Below are 20623 nucleotides of genomic sequence, written 5' to 3'. Positions count from 1 at the left end.
GAAACAGCGGGGGCTGCCGCCCCCGCTGTCAGATAATGCGGTTCTGCTTAAAATCGCGCAGGAAGCTGCCCCAGCGCTTTTCATAGAACGGCGTGATATGGGCAATCATAAAGTGGCTGATGCCCTTCTCGCCTTCCACCACCTGGCAAATATCGATAGGTTCGTCGCCTGGCAAGGTATCGGTGGCCACGCTGCCGGTGGTCTGGATAATGGCTTCAATATCCCCTTCCGCTTCAATCCCGATCAATAAGTTTGCCGGCGCGTCGGCGCGCTCTTTAATCGAGCACAGAAACGCCCGCTTGACGGTCTTGAGCGTTTTGAACAACGTGGTCAGCGAATCGACCATCTGCGCCGGCGGTTCGGCGACTTCAGACAGCAGCAGCGCTTCGCCGCCTTCCAGTACCGTCTGGGTGCTCAGTGGGCTGCCTTCTTCGCCTAACAGATGGCTGATTTCCCGTGGGGTGAACTCTTTGCCGCTCGGCAGCTTCGGGTTGAGGAATAACGATTCGCCCAGCGTCATCGCCATCAGCGTGCGGGCCGGCATCATCACGAAAGCCTGTTCATCCGCCACCGCCTGCTGCAGCGCCTCCAGCGAGGTAAAGAATGGGATCACCGAGGTACCGTCGTCTTTTTCCCAATGCTGCAGATCCAGCGCGCTATCTTCGACAATCTGCTCGCCATCGGCTGCCCTGCCCGGCACCCAGACGGTGGTCTCCAGCAGCGCGCTGAAAAATGCCGGACGATGGGCGGGCTCAGTCGCCGCTTTTTCCAGCAGGGTTTCTAATTCATTTTTTGTATCTGACATAGTTTGGCTACTTCACAATGAATTGCCCGGCGGCCATTCGTCCACGCGGGCATATGGTTTTCCTGGCCGGGTAAGCGCGGGCGCCACCCGGCAAGGCCATTACTCAGCTGTCAGCAGGTTAGCAATGGTACGCACGCCAAGCCCGGTGGCGCCCGCCGACCACTGCTCAACGGCAGATTTGCGGTAGGTTGCCGAACAGTCGATATGCAGCCAACCCTGATGGTAGTTTTCCACGAAGTGGGACAGGAAGCCCGCCGCGGTGCTGGCGCCGGCCGGATAGGCCGCGCTGCCGGTATTGTTCAGGTCAGCAAAGTTGGACGGCAGCTGGTTGCGGTGGAACTCGGCCAGCGGCAGACGCCAGAAGGCTTCGTTTTCCGCCTGAGCGCTCGCCAGCAGGCGATTCGCCAGCGCATCGTCAAAGCTGAACAGCGCGTGGTAATCATTGCCCAACGCGGTTTTCGCCGCGCCGGTCAGGGTGGCGGCGTCGATGATCAGCTCTGGCTTCTGCGCCGAGGCGTCAATCAGGCCATCCGCCAGCACCAGGCGGCCTTCCGCGTCAGTGTTCATAACTTCAACGGTTTTGCCGTTGCGATAATGAATAATATCGCCCAGTTTGAAGGCGTTACCGCTGATCAGGTTGTCGGCGCAGCACAGGTAGAGCTTCACGCGTTTGTTCAGCCCACGGGTAATGGCAAAAGCCAGCGCGCCGGTGATAGTCGCCGCACCGCCCATATCAGATTTCATCGAATCCATAAAGGCGCTTTGCTTGATGCTGTAGCCACCGGAATCAAAGGTGATGCCTTTGCCCACCAGGCAGGCGTATACCGGCGCCTCTTTATCGCCGGTCGGGTTATAGTCCAGCGCCAGCAGGACCGGCGGACGCTCGGAGCCGCGGCCCACGGTATGCAGCCCAAGATAGCCCTGCTCGCGCAGATCTTCGCCTTTGGTGATGCGATAGCTTATCTTCTCACCCGCCACGCCACACAGCAGGTCGACAGCGCGCTGCGCCAGCTGCTCCGGACCCAGCTCTTCCGCCGGCGCATTGATGGTGTCGCGCACCCAGTCGATGATCGTCAGGCGGTTATCCAGCTCGCTGTGCTGCGCGTCGTCAAGGGATGGCCATTCGACCTGACGCTGACCTTTCGGCCCTTTATAGCCGGCCCAAAAGGCCCAGGCGCGATCGGTGTTCCAGCCTTCGCCGCTCAGGGCGACGTGCTTGATGCCCATGCCGTCAATTTTGCGCGCCGCGCGCTGGATAAGCCCGAGGTCGTCTTTACCGTTGAGATGTAGAGCGATGCCGTCGTTATTGATGCTCCAGGTCGCTTTTTCTCCCCAGCGTCCATCGGCTGGCTGAGTAGAAAGCGTAATCTTCATAGCTTCGGTCATTATCATTATCCTTCTTAGCAAACGGGCCACCCTATGGCAGCCCGTTAAAATGTTTTCGCTTAACGCGAAATTATTCGGCCTCGTCTAGCCAGACTAGCAGAATCGCCTCGAGAATTTTTTCATTGGATGCGTTTGGATTATCATCAAACTCTTCCAAATCGCAAATCCACTGATGCATGTCGGTAAAGCGAACGGTTTTCGGGTCGAGATCCGGGTAAGCGTCGTACAGCGCTTCGCCGATTTCGCGACTGTCGGTCCATTTCAGTGCCATATTAGTGCTCGCGTGCGTGGTTGATGGTGTAACGCGGGATCTCAACGACCAGATCTTCGTCGGTGACGCGCGTCTGGCAGCTCAGACGGCTGTCAGGTTCCAGCCCCCAGGCTTTATCCAGCATGTCGTCTTCATCTTCGCTACTTTCCGCCAGCGAGTCAAAACCTTCACGCACGATGCAGTGGCAGGTGGTGCAGGCACAGGATTTTTCGCAGGCGTGTTCAATTTCGATACCGCTACGCAGCGCGGCATCGAGAATGGTTTCACCGGTCTCAGCTTCCACAACGATGCCATCCGGACACAGGTCCTGGTGGGGCAGAAATACAATTTTTGGCATTTTAAACCTCGTCCACGGATTGGCCTTTCAGCGCGATACGGACCGACTGATCCATACGGCGAGCGGCGAATTCCTGGGTTTGTGTGTCGATATTTTTAATCGCTTCTTTAATCGCGTCAGCGTCGTCGCCTGCCGCGGCGGCGCGTACCTGCTCCGCAGCGGCATCGATGGCCTGACGCTCCGCGGCGCTTAACAGCGCGGCGTCGGCGGCCAGCGCGCTTGTCAGGCTCTCCAGTACGCGCGCGGCTTCCACTTTCTGTTCAGCCAGCATGCGCGCCTGAATATCCTGTTCGGCGTAGCTCATCGAATCTTTAATCATGGTGGCGATTTCGCCATCGGTCAGACCGTAAGACGGTTTCACCTGGATGGAGGCTTCCACGCCGGTCGATTTTTCCATCGCCGTAACGCTCAGCAGGCCATCGGCATCCACCTGGAAGGTAACGCGAATATGCGCCCCGCCCGCCGGCAGCGCCGGGATACCGCGCAGCGCAAAGCGCGCCAGCGAACGGCAATCCTGGACCAGCTCACGCTCGCCCTGCATCACGTGAATGGACATCGCCGTCTGGCCATCTTTGAAGGTGGTAAACTCCTGCGCGCGGGCCACCGGAATGGTGGTATTACGCGGGATCACTTTCTCCACCAGGCCGCCCATGGTTTCCAGGCCTAACGACAGCGGGATAACGTCGAGCAGCAGCAGTTCGCTGTCCGGCTTGTTGCCCACCAGGATATCGGCCTGGATCGCCGCGCCGATGGCGACAACTTTGTCCGGGTCAATGGAGGTCAGCGGAGTGCGACCAAAGAACTCGCCAACGCGCTCACGCACCAGCGGCACGCGGGTCGAACCGCCGACCATCACCACTTCCAGCACTTCTTGCGCTTCAACGCCAGCGTCTTTTAGCGCCCGACGGCAGGCCATCAGGGTACGTTTTACCAGCGGGGCAATCAGATCGTTAAACTGGCTGCGGGTGATATCGCCCTGCCAGCCGCCGACCTCGACGTGCGCTGCCTCGGCATCGCTCAAGGCGATTTTCGCCGCGATGGCGGCATCCAGCAGCTCACGCTGCAGACGGTTATCGCTGCGGTCGCTGAAGCCCGCCTGCTCGCGCAGGTAGTCAGCCAGCAGGTGATCGAAATCATCGCCGCCGAGAGCCGAGTCGCCGCCGGTGGCCAGCACTTCAAACACCCCGCGGCTTAAACGCAGAATGGAGATATCAAAGGTGCCGCCGCCGAGATCGTAGACCGCAATCACCCCTTCCTGGCCGGAGTCGAGGCCGTAGGCAATAGCCGCCGCGGTCGGCTCATTGAGCAGGCGCAGCACGTGCAGGCCCGCCAGACGCGCCGCGTCTTTGGTTCCCTGGCGCTGAGCGTCATCGAAGTAAGCGGGAACGGTAATGACCACGCCGTCGAGTTCGCCGGCCAGCGCTTCGGTCGCCCGGGCGGCCAGCGCTTTGAGGATATCGGCGGAGACGCGAATCGGGTTCAGCAGGCCGCCGGCCGTCTGGATCATCGGCAGGCCGTTTTCACTGGCCTGCAGCTGATACGGCAGATGCGGGTAACGGTTTTGAATATCGGCGAGGGAGCGCCCCATCATCCGCTTCACGGAGCTGATGGTATTGGCAGGATCCTGAGCGGCGTTAAGCCGGGCGTCATAGCCGACGGTCAGCCCCGAAGCGTGGTAGTTCACCACCGACGGCAGCAGATAGCGGCCTTGATGATCGGGCAGAGTCTCGGCCTGGCCGCTACGCACGGTAGCCACCAGAGAATTGGTGGTGCCCAGGTCGATACCGGCCGCCAGACGACGCTGGTGCGGCGCGGCGCTCAGGCCGGGCTCACTAATTTGTAATAAGGCCATAATTGCTTCCGAAAATTAAAAATCGAGCAGTTTTTCTTCGAGTTCTTCAGCACTGCTGCGCAGTTTATCGAGGAAACGGAGCTTACGAACCGTGTCCGCCGCCGCCTCCCAGCTCTCATTATGCAATTGGTCAACCATCAGCTGCTGACGGGTATCAAACAGCGCTTTCACCCGTTTGATAAAACCTTCCAGCCGCGCGTCGTCTTTCGCCTGGCCGATCTCATCCAGCTCTTCGCGCAATTCCAGCTGTTCCATCAGGAACGCGGTATCGCGAACGGTATGCTGCTCGCTGGCCAGATCGAAGCCATGCAGCGAAAGGAGATATTCTGCGCGAGTCAGCGGATGGCGCAGCGTCTGCCAGGCCTGGTTTATAGTGGCGGAATGCTGAACCGCCGCAAGCTGTTCCGCCGCAGGCGCGCTGGCAAATTTATCCGGATGGTACTGGCGCTGCAGATCCTGATACCGGACAGCCAGTTGTTCAAGCGAGAGGGTATAGCTGGCTGGTAACCCGAAGAGGGTGAAATAGTCCATAGTAACCTCAGGGTCATGCATCTAAATTAAAACCCCACGCGCGGCGTGACCGCGGTGGGGTTGAGGAGTACCGATTATACGTTAAAGCTTTCGCCGCAGCCGCACTCATCTTTGACGTTAGGGTTAGTGAATTTGAACCCTTCGTTGAGGCCTTCTTTGACGAAGTCCAGCTGAGTGCCGTCGAGGAATTGCAGACTTTTGCCGTCGATCACGACCTTCACGCCTTTGTCTTCAAACACGGTGTCTTCAGCCGCCGGCTCGTCAACAAACTCCAGTACATAGGCCATACCCGAGCAGCCGGAGGTTCTTACGCCCAGGCGCAGGCCAAACCCTTTACCGCGGTTCGCCAGGAAGGCATTGACTCGCGCTGCTGCACTGTCGCTAAGAGTAATCGACATAACAAAACCTCAACTAATTATTTTGCTTCACGTTTGCTTTTGTAATCCGCAATCGCGGCTTTAATCGCGTCTTCCGCCAGGATAGAGCAGTGGATTTTCACCGGCGGCAGTTCCAGTTCATCGGCGATATCGGTGTTCTTGATCGCCTGCGCTTCGTCCAGCGATTTGCCCTTCACCCACTCGGTAACCAGGGAGCTGGAAGCGATAGCGGAACCGCAGCCGTAGGTCTTGAAGCGCGCGTCTTCAATGATACCTTCATTGTTGACTTTAATCTGCAGCTTCATCACGTCGCCGCAGGCCGGCGCGCCGACCATGCCGCTGCCGACGTTCTCGTCGCTGTTGTCAAAAGAGCCGACGTTGCGCGGATTCTCGTAATGATCGATAACTTTTTCGCTGTAAGCCATGATGAATTCTCCTTATTGGTGCCGAATTAGTGATGTGACCATTCAATGCTGTTCAGATCCACGCCCTGTTTGAACATTTCCCACAGCGGAGAAAGCTCGCGCAGACGGCCAATGGATTTGCGAATCAGATCGATGGCATAGTCAATCTCTTCTTCGGTAGTGAAACGACCTAAAGAGAAACGAATAGAACTGTGCGCCAGTTCATCAGTCATGCCTAACGCGCGCAGCACGTAGGATGGCTCAAGGCTCGCGGAAGTACAGGCTGAACCGGAGGAAACCGCCAGGTCTTTCAGCGCCATAATCAGCGACTCGCCTTCAACATAGTTGAAGCTGACGTTAAGAATGTTCGGCGCGCCCTGCTCGAGGTCGCCGTTGAGGTACACTTCTTCCATATCCTTCACGCCGTTCCACAGACGGTTGCGCAGCGTGCGCAGACGCGCCATCTCGCTTTCCATCTCTTCTTTGGCGATACGGTAAGCTTCACCCATGCCGACGATCTGGTGAACAGGCAGAGTACCGGAACGCATACCGCGCTCGTGGCCGCCGCCGTGGATTTGCGCTTCGATACGAATACGCGGCTTACGACGCACGTACAGCGCGCCGATACCTTTCGGACCGTAGATTTTGTGACCGGAGAAGGACATCAGGTCAACTTTCAGCTGGCTCAGATCGATAGGCAGCTTGCCCACGCTCTGGGTGGCGTCTACGTGGTAAATGATACCGCGGGCGCGACACATCTCGCCGATGGTAGCGATATCCTGCACCACGCCGATTTCGTTATTCACATGCATGATGGAAACCAGGATGGTGTCGTCACGCATCGCCGCTTCCAGCTCTTTCAGATCGATAATCCCGTTGCTCTGCGGCGCCAGGTAGGTCACTTCGAAGCCTTCGCGCTCCAGCTGACGGCAGGTATCCAGAACCGCTTTATGCTCGGTTTTGCTGGTGATGATGTGCTTGCCTTTTTTCTGATAAAAGTTGGCTGCACCCTTGATCGCCAGGTTGTCGGATTCAGTCGCACCAGAGGTAAAGACGATTTCGCGCGGGTCGGCGCCGACCAGCTCGGCAATCTGATTGCGGGCGATATCAACCGCCTCTTCAGCCTGCCAGCCAAAACGGTGGGAACGGGAGGCCGGGTTACCAAAGGTCCCGTCCATGGTCAGGAACTGCATCATTTTCTCGGCAACACGCGGGTCCACCGGCGTGGTTGCGGAGTAATCGAGGTAAATCGGTAATTTCATTGCTCTTAAACTCCGTACATCACTCAATGCAAGGAATCAGGCAACCGGCTTGATGTACGACCGAGTACACGGAATGTCGGAGCATCCCGGCCTGATTCTGAAAGCTCTTTATAATCGTTGTCCCGCCGTTTCGCGCCGCCTTGCCCTGTCAGCCGCAGCCCGAAACGGGACGGGTCACTCAGGCGCGCAGTTTAACGTCAATCGCGTCCTGGGTGCGCGCATTGCGCTGGGTTTCGTGCTGATGCTGACGACCGGAAACATCGAGGATCTCCTGGTTATTCACCAGTTCCCCGAGGGTGATATTGTTCAGGAAGCCGGTCAGGCGCTCGCTCAGGTCGCGCCACAGCGCGTGAGTCAGGCATTTATCGCCGCCCTGACAGCCGCCCTTGCCCTGGCAACGGGTGGCGTCAACGGATTCGTCCACGGCGCTAATGACTTCGCCGACGGCGATACTGCCGGCATCTTTACCTAACAGATAACCACCACCTGGGCCACGAACGCTGGAAACCAGGCCATTTTTACGCAGGCGAGAGAACAGCTGTTCCAGATAGGAAAGCGAAATTCCCTGACGCTCTGAAATATCTGCCAACGGCACCGGGCCCGTTTCAGAGTTGAGCGCAACGTCAAGCATCGCGGTCACGGCATAACGCCCTTTAGATGTCAGTCTCATGTCTTACTTAACCTCAAACTCGCCCCTGGCCGGGCTTTTTATTAATATGGGTATTGCATAGCAGGGCCAAGTCTGACATTCCCGAGTAATTTGGTCAACTATTTACTTGACTGTTTTAGTCAGGTATTTGGCTTTCCGTGCCGTTTTACTTCCGCATAGCCTGATACCTTCATCGCGCCAGGCGAGCCCGATTCGTTGCCCGGATAAGCGAAGCGCCATCCGGCGTTAACGCGGTTACTTACCTTTATTCTGCTGCTCAATAGACGCCAGCATACCGCGCAGGATGTTCAACTCCTGGCTTTCCGGACGCGCGCGGGTGAACAGACGACGCAGCTTGTTCATCACCTGCCCCGGATGATTTGGGCGGATAAAGCCGGTCGCCAGCAGCGTCTGCTCAAGATGGTCGTAGAATCGCTCCAGATCGTCCACCAGCGGGTACGGCGCCTCTTCATGCTCAACCGCCGGCTGCGCTTGCTCCTGCGCCGCCAGCCAGGCCATCCGCACTTCATAGGCGATAACCTGCACCGCCATCGCCAGGTTCAGCGAGCTGTACTCCGGGTTGGCGGCGATCGCCACGTGATAGTGGCACTTCTGCAGTTCATCGTTGGTCAGACCAACGCGCTCGCGGCCAAAAACCAGCGCCACCGGCGCATGCTGACCTTCGGCGACGCTTTTCAGACCGCATTCGCGCGGGTCGAGCATCGGCCACGGCAGCGTGCGGGAGCGCGCGCTGGTGCCAACCACCAGGCTACAGCCTGCCAGCGCTTCATCAAGGGTATCGACAATCTGCGCGTTGCCGATCACGTCGCTGGCGCCCGCGGCCAGGGCTATCGCCTGCGAATCGGGTTTGACCAGCGGATTGACCAGCCACAGGTTAGTTAAGCCCATGGTTTTCATCGCGCGGGCTACGGAGCCCATGTTGCCGGTATGGGAAGTTTCTACCAGTACGATTCGAATATTTTGCAGCATTATGGTTCTTCGGCTAAAGATTATTCGTGCATGCTACCATAAAACGGAGACATAAGCAGATTTGGCTGCTATTATATGCGCCGTTTTTTCCCGTTCTTTAACATCCAGTGAGAGAGACCGATGCATCCGATGCTGAACATCGCCGTGCGCGCCGCGCGCAAGGCGGGTAATTTAATTGCCAAACACTACGAAACGCCAGACACCGTAGAAACCAGCCAGAAAGGCAGCAATGATTTTGTGACCAACGTCGATAAAGCCGCCGAAGCGATTATTATCGAAACCATTCGCAAATCTTACCCGCAGCACACCATTATCACCGAAGAAAGCGGTGAACACGCTGGCGAAGAGCAGGATGTTCAATGGGTTATCGATCCACTGGATGGCACCACCAACTTCGTTAAACGTCTGCCGCACTTCTCTGTTTCCATCGCCGTACGCATCAAAGGGCGTACTGAAGTCGCGGTGGTCTACGATCCGATGCGTAACGAACTGTTTACCGCGACCCGCGGCCAGGGCGCGCAGCTGAACGGCTACCGTCTGCGCGGCAGCAACGCTCGCGACCTCGACGGCACCATTATCGCGACCGGCTTCCCGTTCAAAGCGAAGCAGCACGCCACCACCTACATGAATATTCTCGGCAACATGTTTACCGAATGTGCCGACTTCCGTCGCACCGGCTCTGCCGCGCTGGATCTGGCCTATGTGGCCGCCGGCCGCGTTGACGGTTACTTTGAGATCGCCCTGAAACCATGGGATTTCGCCGCAGGCGAGCTGATCGCCCGTGAAGCTGGCGCGATTGTCTGCGACTTCACCGGCGGTCATAACTATATGCTGACGGGCAACATCGTTGCCGGTAACCCGCGCGTGGTGAAAGCGATGCTGGCGAACATGCGCGAGCAGCTGAGCGACGCGCTGAAGCGTTAATCTCTTACTGATGTCAAAAAGGAAGCCGCGGCTTCCTTTTTTATGTCATTTTATCATGTTGAGGATCTGGCGAATCACCGCATTGCCGCCAATACAGAGCACCGTCAGGCCGCTAAATAAGGCCAGCGGTCCGCGCCAGCGCAGACAGCCCTGCGTCCCCAGCCAGCGCCGGAAACACAGCGCTATCCCTACCGTCGCCAGGCGGGCTAACAGCACGCCGACCATCGCCGGAACCAGCAGCAGCCATCCCCACAGAGGCAGCTCATACTGCTGCGCACTGAGTAAAATCCATACCAGCTGAAACGGCAGATAAAAGCTCAGGGCAAAGATCAGCGGAATGCGAATATTGCCTGCCGGTGCGGCAACGCCCTGAAAGTCGCGCCAGCCGTCGCGCAGCAGTATTCCAGCCAGCACCAGCGTGGCCAGATAGCATACGTCGTTAAAGATGCCCACGATCTGCATTAGCCTGTCGCTGCTTAGCTTACCCATAAACGCGAAACGCCAGAAAATGATCACCAGAAAACCGAACTGCAACACCCAGCTGCGCAGGATCCAGTCGACCATCTCCCGCGGCGAGGGCTGGTTATGCACAGCCCAGGCAACAATGGGCAGTTTACTGTGACCGGGATGGCAAAAGGCCAGCACGAAGCCCGACAGCGTTAGGGTGGCGTAGGCCACCAGCGGAATATCCGCGACACTCGCCACCCCGAATCGCATAACATACGGCATAGCGTGGTAGACACGCACCAGATCTGACGGCCACCAGCTGGCCAGGACTGGAAACCAGAATACGATCGCCAGGCCCGCCAGCAGCCCGGCGGCGCCGGCGGCGCCGGCGCAGCCATAATAGAACCGCCCGCTCTGCGCGGGAGAAACGATATTTGCGGCCATAGCGACTCCTTGTCATCCGCCGAAAAGCGGAAAACTAGAGCATCGCTTCGCCAGCGGCAAGCGCTGGCGCCCACTTTAGGATTTGCGCCCGGCGTCTGTCTAAAACGGACGGATCCCACCGCCGGCAGGGACGGCGCTGAGCCACATCACCCCTGCCGCCGCCAGCAATATGACGCCGCCGGCCAGCGCCAGCGTCGCCCAACTAACCTGCTTCCATAACGCTGGCGCCTGATGGCGACTGAGGCGGATCGCCAGTTGGCGGAACCCATGCACCAACAGCGCCAGCGCCGTGATAGTCAACGAGGTTCCCGCCGCCATCGCCAGCGCCGCCGCCATCCCCCAGCCAAAAACGCCGATTACCTTGCTGAACAGCAGAACCATGATCGCCCCCGAGCAGGGACGCATGCCCATCGACAGGACAATCGCGGCGCGAGCCCGCCAGTCGTCGCCGGCCTGCAGCTGCTCCGGGGCCGGGAGATGCTGATGCCCGCAGCCGCAGTGTTCGTTATGAACATGATGCGGGGTAAAAGCGGTAAACGTTGGCCGGCGCAGCAGCAGACGCAGCTTTTTTAACGCCCGCCAGCACAGCAGCAGCCCTAACGCACCCACCAGCAAATAGCTCCCCTTCTCCAGCCAGAAACTGCTGAGGTGCAGCTGGCGCGCCGGCAGCTGCAGCAGCGCCAGCACCACGACCACCAGCGCGATGGCCACCAGCCCCTGTAATAAAGAGGCGGCCAGCGTCAGGCCAATGCTTGATTTCAGCTTCGCGGGATGGGTGGCAAGCCAGGTCGTAATGACAATTTTACCGTGTCCGGGCCCTAAGGCATGGAGCACCCCGTAAACGAAGCTAAACCCCAGCAGCGACAGCCCTGCCGCCGCCGGGTTCACCGCCACCGCCTGCAGCAGGCGGCTGAGTTCCAGATTGAGCGAACGCTGCCAGACTGCGCTCTGCATCAGCACCTGCGGCCACGCCCGCCACAGCCAAATGCCGCCGATGATGCTCACAGCCAGCAACAGCGCCAGCGGCCACAGCGCTTTCCAGCGCGAAAATCGCGCGCGCGGAGTAAAAATTACTGACATGTCAGGGTCACCTTCTGGGCAAAATAGCTGCCCAGCGCCATATCCTCCGGCGGCGCATCCGCTTTATCCAGCGACTGGGCGTATGAGAGCATTTTGTCGTTCGGTTTTGGCGTCATCACCGTTGCCTTACAGGCGGCCCGCAGCCCTGCGGGCAGGGAAAAATCGCTATCCTTGTCATAAAACATATCGACGTAGTAGGTCGGGTCGAAGGTGGAAAAGGTAAACGTCTGCCCGGCAATGGGTTGCGGCGTCGCCAGCGGCAGAGTAAAGGTGAGTACCGCCTGCAGTCCGTCACGTTCGAGGCCGTAACCGTCGGGACGATTGTCAAATTTAACCCGCTGACCGTTATGCCACAGCTCGCTGAAATAGTGCTGACCGAGCACGTTGGCCATCACCTCCGCCGCCAGCTTTTTCCAGACTTCGCTGCCCGGTTTGGCGTTTCCGGCATCATAGAGCAGATCCGATGAGGTAATTTCATCCATCGTCCAGCGCATTTTAAAGGCGCTCAGCAGACCATCCTTGACCACCGGCTCGCTTTGCAGGCTGATGAAGCTATGCGGATGCGCAGCGGCCGACCATGATAAAACCATGAAAAACGCCGCGCTTGTGCATTGTTTCACTCTGTTCATCTGTTCCTCACGTGAAAAATTCTGTGAACTTCGCCAGCAATCCTGAGTAAAAGCGGACGCTCTTCCCTGCCCACGCCGCGGTCATTGTCTATCCTTAGCGGAAACCCTAACTGGAACTTACCAGATGATGACCGTCATTGAACCACCATCTGCGCTTTCCAGTCCACAGCGCCGTAGCCAGGTGCTCCTGATGTTTTATCTGCCCGGACAGTCGGTGACGACTGAACGGCTTGGCAGGATCAACCTAGTTGATGAGACCACGGCCCGGCAGGATATTGAGGAGACCGGACGCGAAATTCAGCGTTACCACCGTTTGACCCTCCAGTCACAGGTGGACGGCAGCTATCGGATTGAAGGCGCCGCGCTCGACCAACGTTTATGTCTGCTGCATGCGCTGCGGCGGGGGCTGCGCCTCTGCCCACAGTTCGTTAATCATCATTTTACCCCGGCGCTGAAAACGCAGCTTAAACAGGAAGGCATTGCCCGCACCTTATACGATGATACCAATCTGCAGGCGCTGGTGAACCGCTGCGCGCGGGCGCTCAATCGCCAGTTTGACTGCCGCGACGTGCAGTTTCTGCGCTTGTACCTGCAGTACTGTCTGCTCGAACATCACCGGGGATACTCTCCGGACTTCAATGAGGAACAGCAACGCTGGGCTCAAACCGCCGCCGAGTTCACCCTGGCGCAGGAGATTGTCCGCCACTGGCAGCGTCGGGTCGGCGCTCCGCCCCATGTCGGAGAACCTTTTTTCCCTCGCTGCTGTTTATGTTGCTCAAAACCCCCGACCCGGTCCGCGACGGTCACCCGCACGATCGCCGCCTGCGGCTGGCTATCTCCGGCCTGATCCACCGCTTTCAGATCCTCGCTGGCAGAGCGTTCAGTGATGAGCAGGGGCTCAGCGATCAACTCTATATTCATTTGTCGCAGGCGTTGATCCGCAGCGTGTTTGCTATCGGCATCGACAGCACGCTCACAGAGGAAGTGACCCGGCTCTACCCTCGCTTACTGCGTACCACCCAGGCGGCATTGAGCGAATTCGAGGAGGCCTGGCACATCCGTTTTAATGAGGAAGAGACCGGTTTAATCGCGGTGATCTTTGGCGCCTGGCTGATGCAGAAAAGCGACCTGCACGAGAAACAGGTGCTGTTGCTAACCGATGACAACCCAGCAATTGAAGAGGCCCTGGAACAACAGCTGCGCGAACTAACGCTGCTGCCGCTGAATATCAAATACCAGAGCGTAGAGCGCTTTCAGAAGGAAGGTGCGCCCAAAGGGGTGACGCTTATCGTCACCCCCTATGCGACGGCGCTGCCGCTGTTTTCGCCGCCGCTGATCCACGCGGAGAACTACTTCACTGAACGCCAGCAGCAGCATATCTGCGCCATGCTCGAGGACTAGGCCGCCACCGCTTTTGGCCGTATAGCCATCGCCGGGAGCGTCAGCAGGGCCATCACCCAGAATACGCCCTGGTGCAGGTGCTGATAGAGGAAACCGGCGAAGACGGTCATGATGGCAATACTGCCGCCCATCGCCACCGCGGAGTAGACGGCCTGCAGACGGATCACTTCGCTACCCTGACGGGCGGCGATATAGCGCATCGCCGCCAGATGACACACCGTGAAGGTGCCACAGTGAAGGATCTGCGCAAGGATGAGTCCCGGCAGCGCCGTGGTCCAGCCCATCAGTCCCCAGCGAATCAGCCCGCAGACGGCGGAGAGCAACAGCAGGTCGCGGGCGCTGAAGCGGCGGAACACCTTTTTACTCAACGCGAAGATCACCACTTCCGCCACCACGCCTAACGACCACAGATAACCGACCGCCGAGGCGGAATAGCCGGCCTGCTGCCAGTAGATGGCGCTAAAGCCATAGTAGGCGGCATGCGCTCCCTGCAGCAGACAAACGCAGGCGAGAAAGCGCCAGCTTTGGCGCACCAGCGTCAGCCAGGCCGCCATTCCGGCCCCCTGCTGCTGGCGCGACTCCCCCTGGGGCATCACCGACGGCTTAAGCAGCATGCCGAGCAGCATCGAGGCGACCCCCAGGCTTAGCATCAGCAGGATCGCCCGGTAATCGAACAGGCTCACCAGCTTGCCGGTCAGCGCCGAACCAATCACAAAGGCAATAGAGCCCCATAGCCGCACCCGGCCATAGTCCATGGTGATCTGCTTTTGCCAGGTGTTGGCCAGAGCATCCGTCAGCGGCACCAGCGGCGAAAAGAACAGGTTGAAGCCGATGATGATCGCCAGCAGCCATGCTACGTGGCTGCCGGCCCAGAAGGCCAGCGCGAAGAGCAAGGTTAACAGCGCCAGCACGCGCAGCGCGGCGATCAGCCGGGAGGGATCGCTCACCCGCGGGGCAATCAGCAGACTGCCGAGAAAACGGGCCACCAGACCGGCGCCAAGCAAAATGCCGATGGTTTCCGGAGTCAGCCCGTTTCCGGCCAGCCAGACGCTCCAGAAGGGCAGAAAAATACCGTAGCTAAAAAAGTAGGTGAAATAACTGAGCGCCAGCCAGCGCGTGGAGTGCAAGACCATGATTTCCTCCCGAATGGTGGCGATAGTCTGGCGACAAACCCCGGCGGGCGCAAGATGCTCTTGTCTGCCGATAGCTCGTTATTTATGCCCCCTCGATGATGATTTTCAGCGAAAAATTGAGCTTATCTCCCGCGCCTAAAACTCGCAGCCCCGGCTGCCCGTCCATGTTGTGGGCGTTTACCGGATGGCTTTGCGGCTCGAGGCAAAGGAATGATTCACCTTGCATTCTGAACAGCATCAACCACGGAGTTTGCGATAGAATTGTGATATTCATCACGTCATTGCTTACCCTCGCCCGCCCGCCCCAGCCGGAATAACCCACGTTCAGCCAACGATCTTCACCGAACTGAGCCACGCTGAAATTGGCATAGTCGGGCAAGTTTCCTTGCCAGTTGAGAGGTAAGTGATTCTCCCCTTCCGGCCAGTAACCGCTGACCTGGAACTGGACCTTGCTGCGTTCATCGAAAGGGAAAAAGGGATGAAAGCCGCAGCCGTAAAGCGCAGGGACCTCCCCATAGTGGGTAAGCGTTAGCTCCGCTATCAGCTGGTTACGCAGCAACTGGTAGCGGAGCTGCGCCAGATAATCGAAACCGCAGGCACGCTGCCGACGCAGCTGTAATACACAATACTCGGCGCCGCACTCAATAATATCCCAGCGCTGTAACCAGCCGTCACCGTGAAGAAAGAAATACTCGTCGGCATGGTGGCGAGGCAGGACAATCTCCTGCCCATGAAAAATAAAACGGTTGCCGGCGACGCGATTGGCCAATGGCAGCATCGGAAACATGCCGCCGGCGGGATTTTCATATAGCACCGGCGCTTGATATTGCCGCGAGAATAAACTTTGCACTTTGCCGCCCAGAGAAGAGACGCACATCCGCAGATGCGCGTTCTCCAGAATCCACTCTTCCGCCATTAGCGCATCTGCTCCTGCTTCGCCGCATTCACGCCCGTATGACGCTGCGCCAGCTGCTCTTCCAGCGCTTCGAGGGTGATACCTTTCGTTTCCGGGACGTTGCGCAGGATATAGAGGTAGCCGGCAGCGCAAATGACACCATACAGCAGGAAGCTTCCTGCCGCGCCCAGACCGGCATTAAGCAGCGGGAAAGTATAAGTTAACAGGAAACAGGCGATCCACAGCGCCAGGGTACCTAAAGACATCGCGAGTCCACGTACGCGGTTGGGAAAAATCTCCGCCAGCAGCACCCAGGTCACCGGCGCCAGGGTCAACGCATAAATAGCAATCGCCGCCAGCACCAGCAACAGTACCGGCCACCCCATAATGCCCATGGCGTAAGCGCCGGCGATCAGCACATAGATCAGCGTCAATCCCGAAGCGCCAAGCAGCATTAATTTTCGGCGACCGATTTTATCCACCAGCGGCAGCGCCGCAATGGTAAAGACCAGATTAACGACGCCCGTCGCGACGATCGATTTCAGCGTGCTGTTAATATCGAACCCCGCCGAGGCAAAAATCTCCTGCGCGTAGTTAAAGATGACGTTAATCCCACACCACTGCTGGAATATGGCGAGCACCATGCCAATGATCACAATCGGTTTCACCTGGGGAGCCAACAGCGCGCCGTAGGAGACTTTATTATTATCCTTTTCCAGGGTATGCGCGATTTCACGCAGGATCCTGTCGGCATAGTCGGCAGAACCAATGCGTTCCAGCGCAGCCCGGGCGCGCTCCGGTTTACCGGCCTTCATGAGCCAGCGCGGCGACTCGGGGACAAAAAACATCAGGACCAGAAACGCCAGCGCCGGCACCAGTTCCGCACCGAACATCCAGCGCCAGCCCATCTGCCCATTCCAGCTGTCCACAATCATCTGCTGCGTCGCCCCCGGCTCCACCGGTTCAGCAATCATCAGATTGATTAACTGAGCGGCCAGTACGCCAATCACGATGGTGAGCTGATTGACCGCGACAAAACGCCCTCTTTTCTCTGCCGGACTGACTTCGGCAATGTAAAGCGGGCTGAGAGCGGAAGCCAGACCAATCCCTACGCCGCCCACAATGCGGTAAACCACAAACATATCGAAATGACTGGCGACCGCCGTCCCCCAGGCCGACGCGCTGAACAGCACGGCGGAAAGAATTAATGGCAGCTTGCGCCCCAGTTTGTCTGCGCACCATCCCGAAATTAATGCGCCGAAAATACAGCCCAACAGCGCTGAGCTCATCGCCCAGCCGGACTGCGCCGGGTCCGTAATTGAAAACCAGGCTTCATAAAATGGCTTAGCGCCGCCAATCACCACCCAGTCATAGCCAAACAGTAAACCACCGCAGGCGGCGACCAGACAAATCGTCCAGACGTAGCCCATTTTCAGATGTGTCTGCGCGTTGTTCATAATGATTCCTCTATAAGGGAAACGCAGGGAACAGTAGGGTTCAGGCGGGCCGAGCCCGCCCATTGAGGTTCAGGAAAAAATGCCGCTTTGCAGGGCATGGCGAATCAGATGCGCCTTATCATGAGCCGGATTTATTTGCAGAAGCTGCTGCATCCTCTGCTGGCAGGCGGATACGTTGCCCAGCCCCAGATGGCCCAACGCTTCAATAAACAAGCAGTGCTGCTGATGTCTCTGCTGCGCTGATACATCGAGAACCACCAGGTCCGGAAGAGAGACGGCAAAAAAATCGACTTGCGGAACGTCATCCCGATGCTGCGCGGCCCAGTCGATAAAATGGCGGAAGTGCTGCTCGGCCTGCGCTGGGTTACCGCTCTTACGCAGCGCAATGCCCTGCCAGAAAAGGTAATCGGCGGGTTGATCGTTGTAGTACCGCCCGGCGTCCAGCGTTGAGCCCCCTTGCCGGGCAAGCTGGTAATATTCCGCCGCCTGCTGCGCATCCCCAGCCTGTTCTGCGCAGTAGCCCAGCAAATACCAGATATCGTTATCCGTTTGCCCAGGCAGTCGCCCCTCCCCCAGATTGTCGGGATAGCGTAATGCGGCTTTCAGACAGTCCGTGGCCTGTTTAAACGCCCCACGCTCGATGAACTGTAATGCCCGATGGAGCTGATTGAGCAAATACTGGCCGGTGATTTTCCCTTCTCCTCCTTCCCAGGGATGGAATACGCGCGTATCCAGAATCGCGGCGGCATCGGCATAATGACCGGACGCGTTCCACAGGCTTAGCAGCTCAGCGGTCAGGTCGTCCCGCTTCAGCACCACGGCTTTACGTTCCACCAGCGTCGTCAGTCGCTCATGTACCGGCCTGGCCAGTAATTTTTGCAAAAAATCGAGTTCAAACAGGAAGCGCGCATTGTCCGGCTCCAGCGCTACGGCGCGCTGCAGATAAGCCAGCGCCTGCGTTGCATCCTGCTGTTTATTCCAGGAGTAAACGCCCAGCAGACGATGAGCGGGCGCATAATCGGGAGATTTTTCGAGCGTCTCGCGCCAGCAGCTCACCGCCTCGTCATAGCGACGTTTGCTGTACCAGAAGCAACCGAGTAGATAGCGGGCAAAAGCGCTGTCGCCCAGCGACTGCAGCATCTGAACTTCATCGAGCGAGTTAGGGAAACGAACATTGTGCGCATGGCAGTGCTCGGCGGCGGCAATAAACTGTTGGCGTTCATTGGCATCATCACTTAGCGACGCACGCCAGAGCATCGGCAGCGCTTCCTGACTGTCCAGAACCGCAAGAACCTCTTTCACCGCCGACGTCTGTCCGATAGAGAGCAGCCAACCCGCCAGCAGGCTGGCGTTGACCCCTCTGCGCCCCGTGATGCGCAGCAGGGTTTCTCGCGCGTCGTCGCTCCGCTCAATCATCCAGCGCGCGCAGTGCAGCGGATAGCTCAATGGGTATTGCTCAAGAGAGGCGAAAATAAACTCCAGCGCTGCTTTCTTCTGCCCACTGTTGGCTAATGCCAGCGCTTTCAACCCCATCGCCAGAGGATTGCTGGCGTTGAACCGCAGACTGGTGTTTACTTTTTCCAGCGCATCGGCAACATCACCGCGCTTCATCGCCAGCCGCGCCAGCGACCACCAGGCGGCGTCACGGCAATTACCGCTCCAGGAGGCTTTGTAATAGTGATCCCAGGCGCCTGCATCATCCCCCATCCTTTCCAGCACGCTGGCAAGCAGCATACTGGCTTCGCCATCTCGCGGGTTCTTATTCAAACGATGCGCGCGCTGTAGCGCAGCACGGGCACACTGTTCCGCCAGCGCCCAGTCGGCACTGTTGAACGCCAGGGTACCGAGGGCAACATTATTGCGATAATCCTGCGGATCGAGCTCAACCGCCCGACGATAGTAATCCCCGGCGTAGCGGCTTGCGTGGTTGTATTGTTCAAGGTGCTGGCCGATAAAATAGAGCTCGTCACCATTGTGGATCGCTTCCGGTAACGCGGGCGCTATAGCTGGTTCGGGCAGCGGCGTCTGTTGGGTAATATGTTCCTGATAATCCAGCAGCGGCTGGTTCTCGGCGGTTTTCACTTTGAGGGTTAAGCGCCCGACGCCATTTTCCGGCAGCGTCTGCTGCCAGCTCTCACCGGGCTTCAGCGTCAGCTGAGTTTCGTACAATGGCTGATGGTCAGCGCTGAGTTCAACCACGATATGATTTAGCGGAGCAATGGCATATACGCCAAGCAGCAGTTGCCCAGACTCGCGAACCAGCTTCAGTGCCAGCTGTGTATTGGCATTTTGCACCATCCCTAACTCGCTGTAGGGAAGGAAATTTTGTACAAACACCTTCTCTTCATAAGGCGCAAGCCACGTAAAGTCAGGCTGGTTATCGGTGAAGACGCCGGTCATCAGCTCAATATAAGGGCCATTTTCATCAGTCAGATTTCGATCCCAGGCCTGGCCAAAATCCCCGTACCCCCAGCTCCACTGTTTCTTGCCAGGAGAGACATGGTGATCGGCAACATGCAGTAACCCGCCTCGCTCGTCATGATGATAAGCGCCGACAAAATCGTAATCCGACTTCTCCGCCATATACGAAGTGGGTACCGGGACGTTTTTATAACGGGAGATATCAACCCCCGCAGAATAGTCCACTTTGTAGTAGGTACCGGTGGCAATCGGGAAAGCGGAAACATCACGCTTACCATGGTCGAATACAGCGGTGACATCGGGTGGGAATACACTCTGGTGGGCATCGCCGCCTTTTACTGCAGGGTTGGCCCACCACAGGAAATGGCGCGGCGTGGCGTTACCATTGAAGATCTTGCCAGTGATTTCAATCAGCACGCGGTCAGGATAGAGCGTAAACCCGGCCATAACCTGCAAACCGCGCATGGGCTCCGCTTCCCCCATCCATACGGTCTGCGCGCCGTTTTCTCCCTGCTGAATAGAAAAATCGACCGGCTTAAAGGTCGTCGGCCGGTGATGTTGCGGCCAGTTAAATTCGATTCCGCCGGAGATCCAGGGCCCGAGCAGCCCTACCAGGGCTGGCTTAACCACCTCATTGTAATAGACGAAATCACGTTGTTTGACTTTGTCATATGCCCGGTGAATACGGCCGCCAAGCTCCGGTAGCAGCATGACCCGAAGGAAATCATTCTCCATCCACACTGCCTGATAATCGCGCATTTCGCGTTCGCCGGTCAGGGTATCAATCACGCCGTAGGGATAGACGCTGCCGGAAGATCCTTGATAAACACGTTTTTCCAGAAACATAGGGTTCGGATCTTCCGCGCCCGTCGTCCACGTTGGTAATGAAATGATTTCCTGCCAGACCTTAACCGAACCGTACATGATG

General features: G+C 58.0%; 19 protein-coding genes and 1 pseudogene. 2 read left to right on the top strand and 18 right to left on the bottom strand.

What is annotated here, in order from left to right:
* Window positions 1–28: 28 nt before the first annotated feature.
* The 11 genes from sseB to trmJ form a co-directional block, all read right to left on the bottom strand.
* Window positions 29–805: an enhanced serine sensitivity protein SseB gene (gene sseB / locus HMPREF1024_RS04970; protein ID WP_009309491.1), complete on the bottom strand. Its 777-nt coding sequence runs from the start codon at window positions 803–805 to the stop codon at window positions 29–31.
* A gap of 99 nt (window positions 806–904) precedes the next feature.
* Window positions 905–2191 (bottom strand): aminopeptidase PepB, encoded by a 1287-nt coding sequence (gene pepB / locus HMPREF1024_RS04975; RefSeq protein ID WP_009309490.1) that lies wholly within the window; start codon window positions 2189–2191, stop codon window positions 905–907.
* A gap of 70 nt (window positions 2192–2261) precedes the next feature.
* Window positions 2262–2462: a Fe-S cluster assembly protein IscX gene (gene iscX, locus HMPREF1024_RS04980; RefSeq protein ID WP_009309488.1), complete on the bottom strand. Its 201-nt coding sequence runs from the start codon at window positions 2460–2462 to the stop codon at window positions 2262–2264.
* A 1-nt stretch (window position 2463) separates the two neighbouring features.
* A complete protein-coding gene (fdx, locus tag HMPREF1024_RS04985) occupies window positions 2464–2799 on the bottom strand; it encodes an ISC system 2Fe-2S type ferredoxin (protein ID WP_009309487.1) in 336 nt (111 codons plus the stop codon).
* Between the two features lies 1 nt (window position 2800).
* Window positions 2801–4651, bottom strand: coding sequence for a Fe-S protein assembly chaperone HscA (gene hscA, locus HMPREF1024_RS04990; RefSeq protein WP_004149343.1), 1851 nt, complete (start codon window positions 4649–4651; stop codon window positions 2801–2803).
* 15 nt (window positions 4652–4666) lie between these two features.
* Window positions 4667–5182, bottom strand: a complete 516-nt coding sequence (gene hscB / locus HMPREF1024_RS04995) for a co-chaperone HscB (protein WP_004174835.1) — start codon at window positions 5180–5182, stop codon at window positions 4667–4669.
* A gap of 74 nt (window positions 5183–5256) precedes the next feature.
* Window positions 5257–5580, bottom strand: coding sequence for an iron-sulfur cluster assembly protein IscA (gene iscA / locus HMPREF1024_RS05000; protein WP_002913979.1), 324 nt, complete (start codon window positions 5578–5580; stop codon window positions 5257–5259).
* Between the two features lie 17 nt (window positions 5581–5597).
* Window positions 5598–5984 carry a Fe-S cluster assembly scaffold IscU gene (gene iscU / locus HMPREF1024_RS05005; protein WP_002913991.1) on the bottom strand — a complete coding sequence of 129 codons (387 nt, stop codon included), beginning with the start codon at window positions 5982–5984 and terminating at the stop codon, window positions 5598–5600.
* Between the two features lie 26 nt (window positions 5985–6010).
* Window positions 6011–7225 (bottom strand): cysteine desulfurase, encoded by a 1215-nt coding sequence (gene iscS, locus HMPREF1024_RS05010; protein WP_002913992.1) that lies wholly within the window; start codon window positions 7223–7225, stop codon window positions 6011–6013.
* 178 nt (window positions 7226–7403) lie between these two features.
* Window positions 7404–7895 (bottom strand): Fe-S cluster assembly transcriptional regulator IscR, encoded by a 492-nt coding sequence (gene iscR / locus HMPREF1024_RS05015; RefSeq protein ID WP_002913993.1) that lies wholly within the window; start codon window positions 7893–7895, stop codon window positions 7404–7406.
* Window positions 7896–8129: 234 nt separating this feature from the next.
* Entirely contained in the window at window positions 8130–8864 is a 735-nt protein-coding gene (gene trmJ / locus HMPREF1024_RS05020; RefSeq protein WP_002913994.1) for a tRNA (cytosine(32)/uridine(32)-2'-O)-methyltransferase TrmJ, read from the bottom strand.
* A gap of 120 nt (window positions 8865–8984) precedes the next feature.
* Here trmJ and suhB point away from each other — a divergent pair, with 120 nt between their 5' ends.
* On the top strand, window positions 8985–9788 hold the full coding sequence (gene suhB / locus HMPREF1024_RS05025; protein WP_002913995.1) for an inositol-1-monophosphatase: 804 nt from the start codon (window positions 8985–8987) through the stop codon (window positions 9786–9788).
* Between the two features lie 45 nt (window positions 9789–9833).
* Here suhB and HMPREF1024_RS05030 read toward each other — a convergent pair whose 3' ends face one another.
* From HMPREF1024_RS05030 to HMPREF1024_RS05040, 3 genes are all read right to left on the bottom strand, one after another.
* A complete protein-coding gene (locus tag HMPREF1024_RS05030) occupies window positions 9834–10679 on the bottom strand; it encodes a hypothetical protein (RefSeq protein ID WP_009309486.1) in 846 nt (281 codons plus the stop codon).
* Between the two features lie 99 nt (window positions 10680–10778).
* On the bottom strand, window positions 10779–11759 hold the full coding sequence (locus tag HMPREF1024_RS05035; RefSeq protein WP_009309485.1) for a nickel/cobalt transporter: 981 nt from the start codon (window positions 11757–11759) through the stop codon (window positions 10779–10781).
* Window positions 11750–12388: a DUF1007 family protein gene (locus HMPREF1024_RS05040; RefSeq protein ID WP_004151988.1), complete on the bottom strand. Its 639-nt coding sequence runs from the start codon at window positions 12386–12388 to the stop codon at window positions 11750–11752. Before HMPREF1024_RS05040 ends, HMPREF1024_RS05035 begins: the two co-directional genes overlap by 10 nt.
* A 124-nt stretch (window positions 12389–12512) precedes the next feature.
* On the opposite strand from HMPREF1024_RS05040, the pseudogene csiE reads away from it, so the two are divergent.
* Window positions 12513–13789, top strand: a pseudogene (gene csiE, locus HMPREF1024_RS0127350) (stationary phase inducible protein CsiE).
* Here csiE and HMPREF1024_RS05045 read toward each other — a convergent pair.
* The 4 genes from HMPREF1024_RS05045 to HMPREF1024_RS05060 form a co-directional block, all read right to left on the bottom strand.
* Window positions 13786–14922, bottom strand: coding sequence for a 3-phenylpropionate MFS transporter (locus HMPREF1024_RS05045; protein ID WP_004149349.1), 1137 nt, complete (start codon window positions 14920–14922; stop codon window positions 13786–13788). The pseudogene csiE and the gene HMPREF1024_RS05045 overlap by 4 nt on opposite strands.
* 82 nt (window positions 14923–15004) lie before the next feature.
* Complete coding sequence (locus tag HMPREF1024_RS05050; RefSeq protein WP_009309482.1) at window positions 15005–15838, bottom strand: aldose 1-epimerase; 834 nt, start codon at window positions 15836–15838, stop codon at window positions 15005–15007.
* Window positions 15838–17274, bottom strand: coding sequence for a sugar porter family MFS transporter (locus HMPREF1024_RS05055; RefSeq protein ID WP_002914018.1), 1437 nt, complete (start codon window positions 17272–17274; stop codon window positions 15838–15840). Before HMPREF1024_RS05055 ends, HMPREF1024_RS05050 begins: the two co-directional genes overlap by 1 nt.
* Before the next feature lie 69 nt (window positions 17275–17343).
* Window positions 17344–20619: a DUF5107 domain-containing protein gene (locus HMPREF1024_RS05060; protein ID WP_009309481.1), complete on the bottom strand. Its 3276-nt coding sequence runs from the start codon at window positions 20617–20619 to the stop codon at window positions 17344–17346.
* Window positions 20620–20623 lie beyond the last annotated feature (4 nt).

The organism is Klebsiella sp. 4_1_44FAA (genome assembly GCF_000238715.1).
GTDB classification, from domain to species: Bacteria; Pseudomonadota; Gammaproteobacteria; order Enterobacterales; family Enterobacteriaceae; genus Klebsiella; species Klebsiella pneumoniae.
This window is presented reverse-complemented; position numbering and strand designations above follow the sequence as displayed.

Excerpts from the sequence above, each read along its gene's own strand:
- sseB (WP_009309491.1), bottom strand. The coding sequence starts at position 805 with ATGTCAGATACAAAAAATGAATTAGAAACCCTGCTGGAAAAAGCGGCG.
- pepB (WP_009309490.1), bottom strand. The coding sequence starts at position 2,191 with ATGACCGAAGCTATGAAGATTACGCTTTCTACTCAGCCAGCCGATGGA.
- iscX (WP_009309488.1), bottom strand. The coding sequence starts at position 2,462 with ATGGCACTGAAATGGACCGACAGTCGCGAAATCGGCGAAGCGCTGTAC.
- fdx (WP_009309487.1), bottom strand. The coding sequence starts at position 2,799 with ATGCCAAAAATTGTATTTCTGCCCCACCAGGACCTGTGTCCGGATGGC.
- hscA (WP_004149343.1), bottom strand. The coding sequence starts at position 4,651 with ATGGCCTTATTACAAATTAGTGAGCCCGGCCTGAGCGCCGCGCCGCAC.
- hscB (WP_004174835.1), bottom strand. The coding sequence starts at position 5,182 with ATGGACTATTTCACCCTCTTCGGGTTACCAGCCAGCTATACCCTCTCG.
- iscA (WP_002913979.1), bottom strand. The coding sequence starts at position 5,580 with ATGTCGATTACTCTTAGCGACAGTGCAGCAGCGCGAGTCAATGCCTTC.
- iscU (WP_002913991.1), bottom strand. The coding sequence starts at position 5,984 with ATGGCTTACAGCGAAAAAGTTATCGATCATTACGAGAATCCGCGCAAC.
- iscS (WP_002913992.1), bottom strand. The coding sequence starts at position 7,225 with ATGAAATTACCGATTTACCTCGATTACTCCGCAACCACGCCGGTGGAC.
- iscR (WP_002913993.1), bottom strand. The coding sequence starts at position 7,895 with ATGAGACTGACATCTAAAGGGCGTTATGCCGTGACCGCGATGCTTGAC.
- trmJ (WP_002913994.1), bottom strand. The coding sequence starts at position 8,864 with ATGCTGCAAAATATTCGAATCGTACTGGTAGAAACTTCCCATACCGGC.
- suhB (WP_002913995.1), top strand. The coding sequence starts at position 8,985 with ATGCATCCGATGCTGAACATCGCCGTGCGCGCCGCGCGCAAGGCGGGT.
- HMPREF1024_RS05030 (WP_009309486.1), bottom strand. The coding sequence starts at position 10,679 with ATGGCCGCAAATATCGTTTCTCCCGCGCAGAGCGGGCGGTTCTATTAT.
- HMPREF1024_RS05035 (WP_009309485.1), bottom strand. The coding sequence starts at position 11,759 with ATGTCAGTAATTTTTACTCCGCGCGCGCGATTTTCGCGCTGGAAAGCG.
- HMPREF1024_RS05040 (WP_004151988.1), bottom strand. The coding sequence starts at position 12,388 with ATGAACAGAGTGAAACAATGCACAAGCGCGGCGTTTTTCATGGTTTTA.
- HMPREF1024_RS05045 (WP_004149349.1), bottom strand. The coding sequence starts at position 14,922 with ATGGTCTTGCACTCCACGCGCTGGCTGGCGCTCAGTTATTTCACCTAC.
- HMPREF1024_RS05050 (WP_009309482.1), bottom strand. The coding sequence starts at position 15,838 with ATGGCGGAAGAGTGGATTCTGGAGAACGCGCATCTGCGGATGTGCGTC.
- HMPREF1024_RS05055 (WP_002914018.1), bottom strand. The coding sequence starts at position 17,274 with ATGAACAACGCGCAGACACATCTGAAAATGGGCTACGTCTGGACGATT.
- HMPREF1024_RS05060 (WP_009309481.1), bottom strand. The coding sequence starts at position 20,619 with ATGTACGGTTCGGTTAAGGTCTGGCAGGAAATCATTTCATTACCAACG.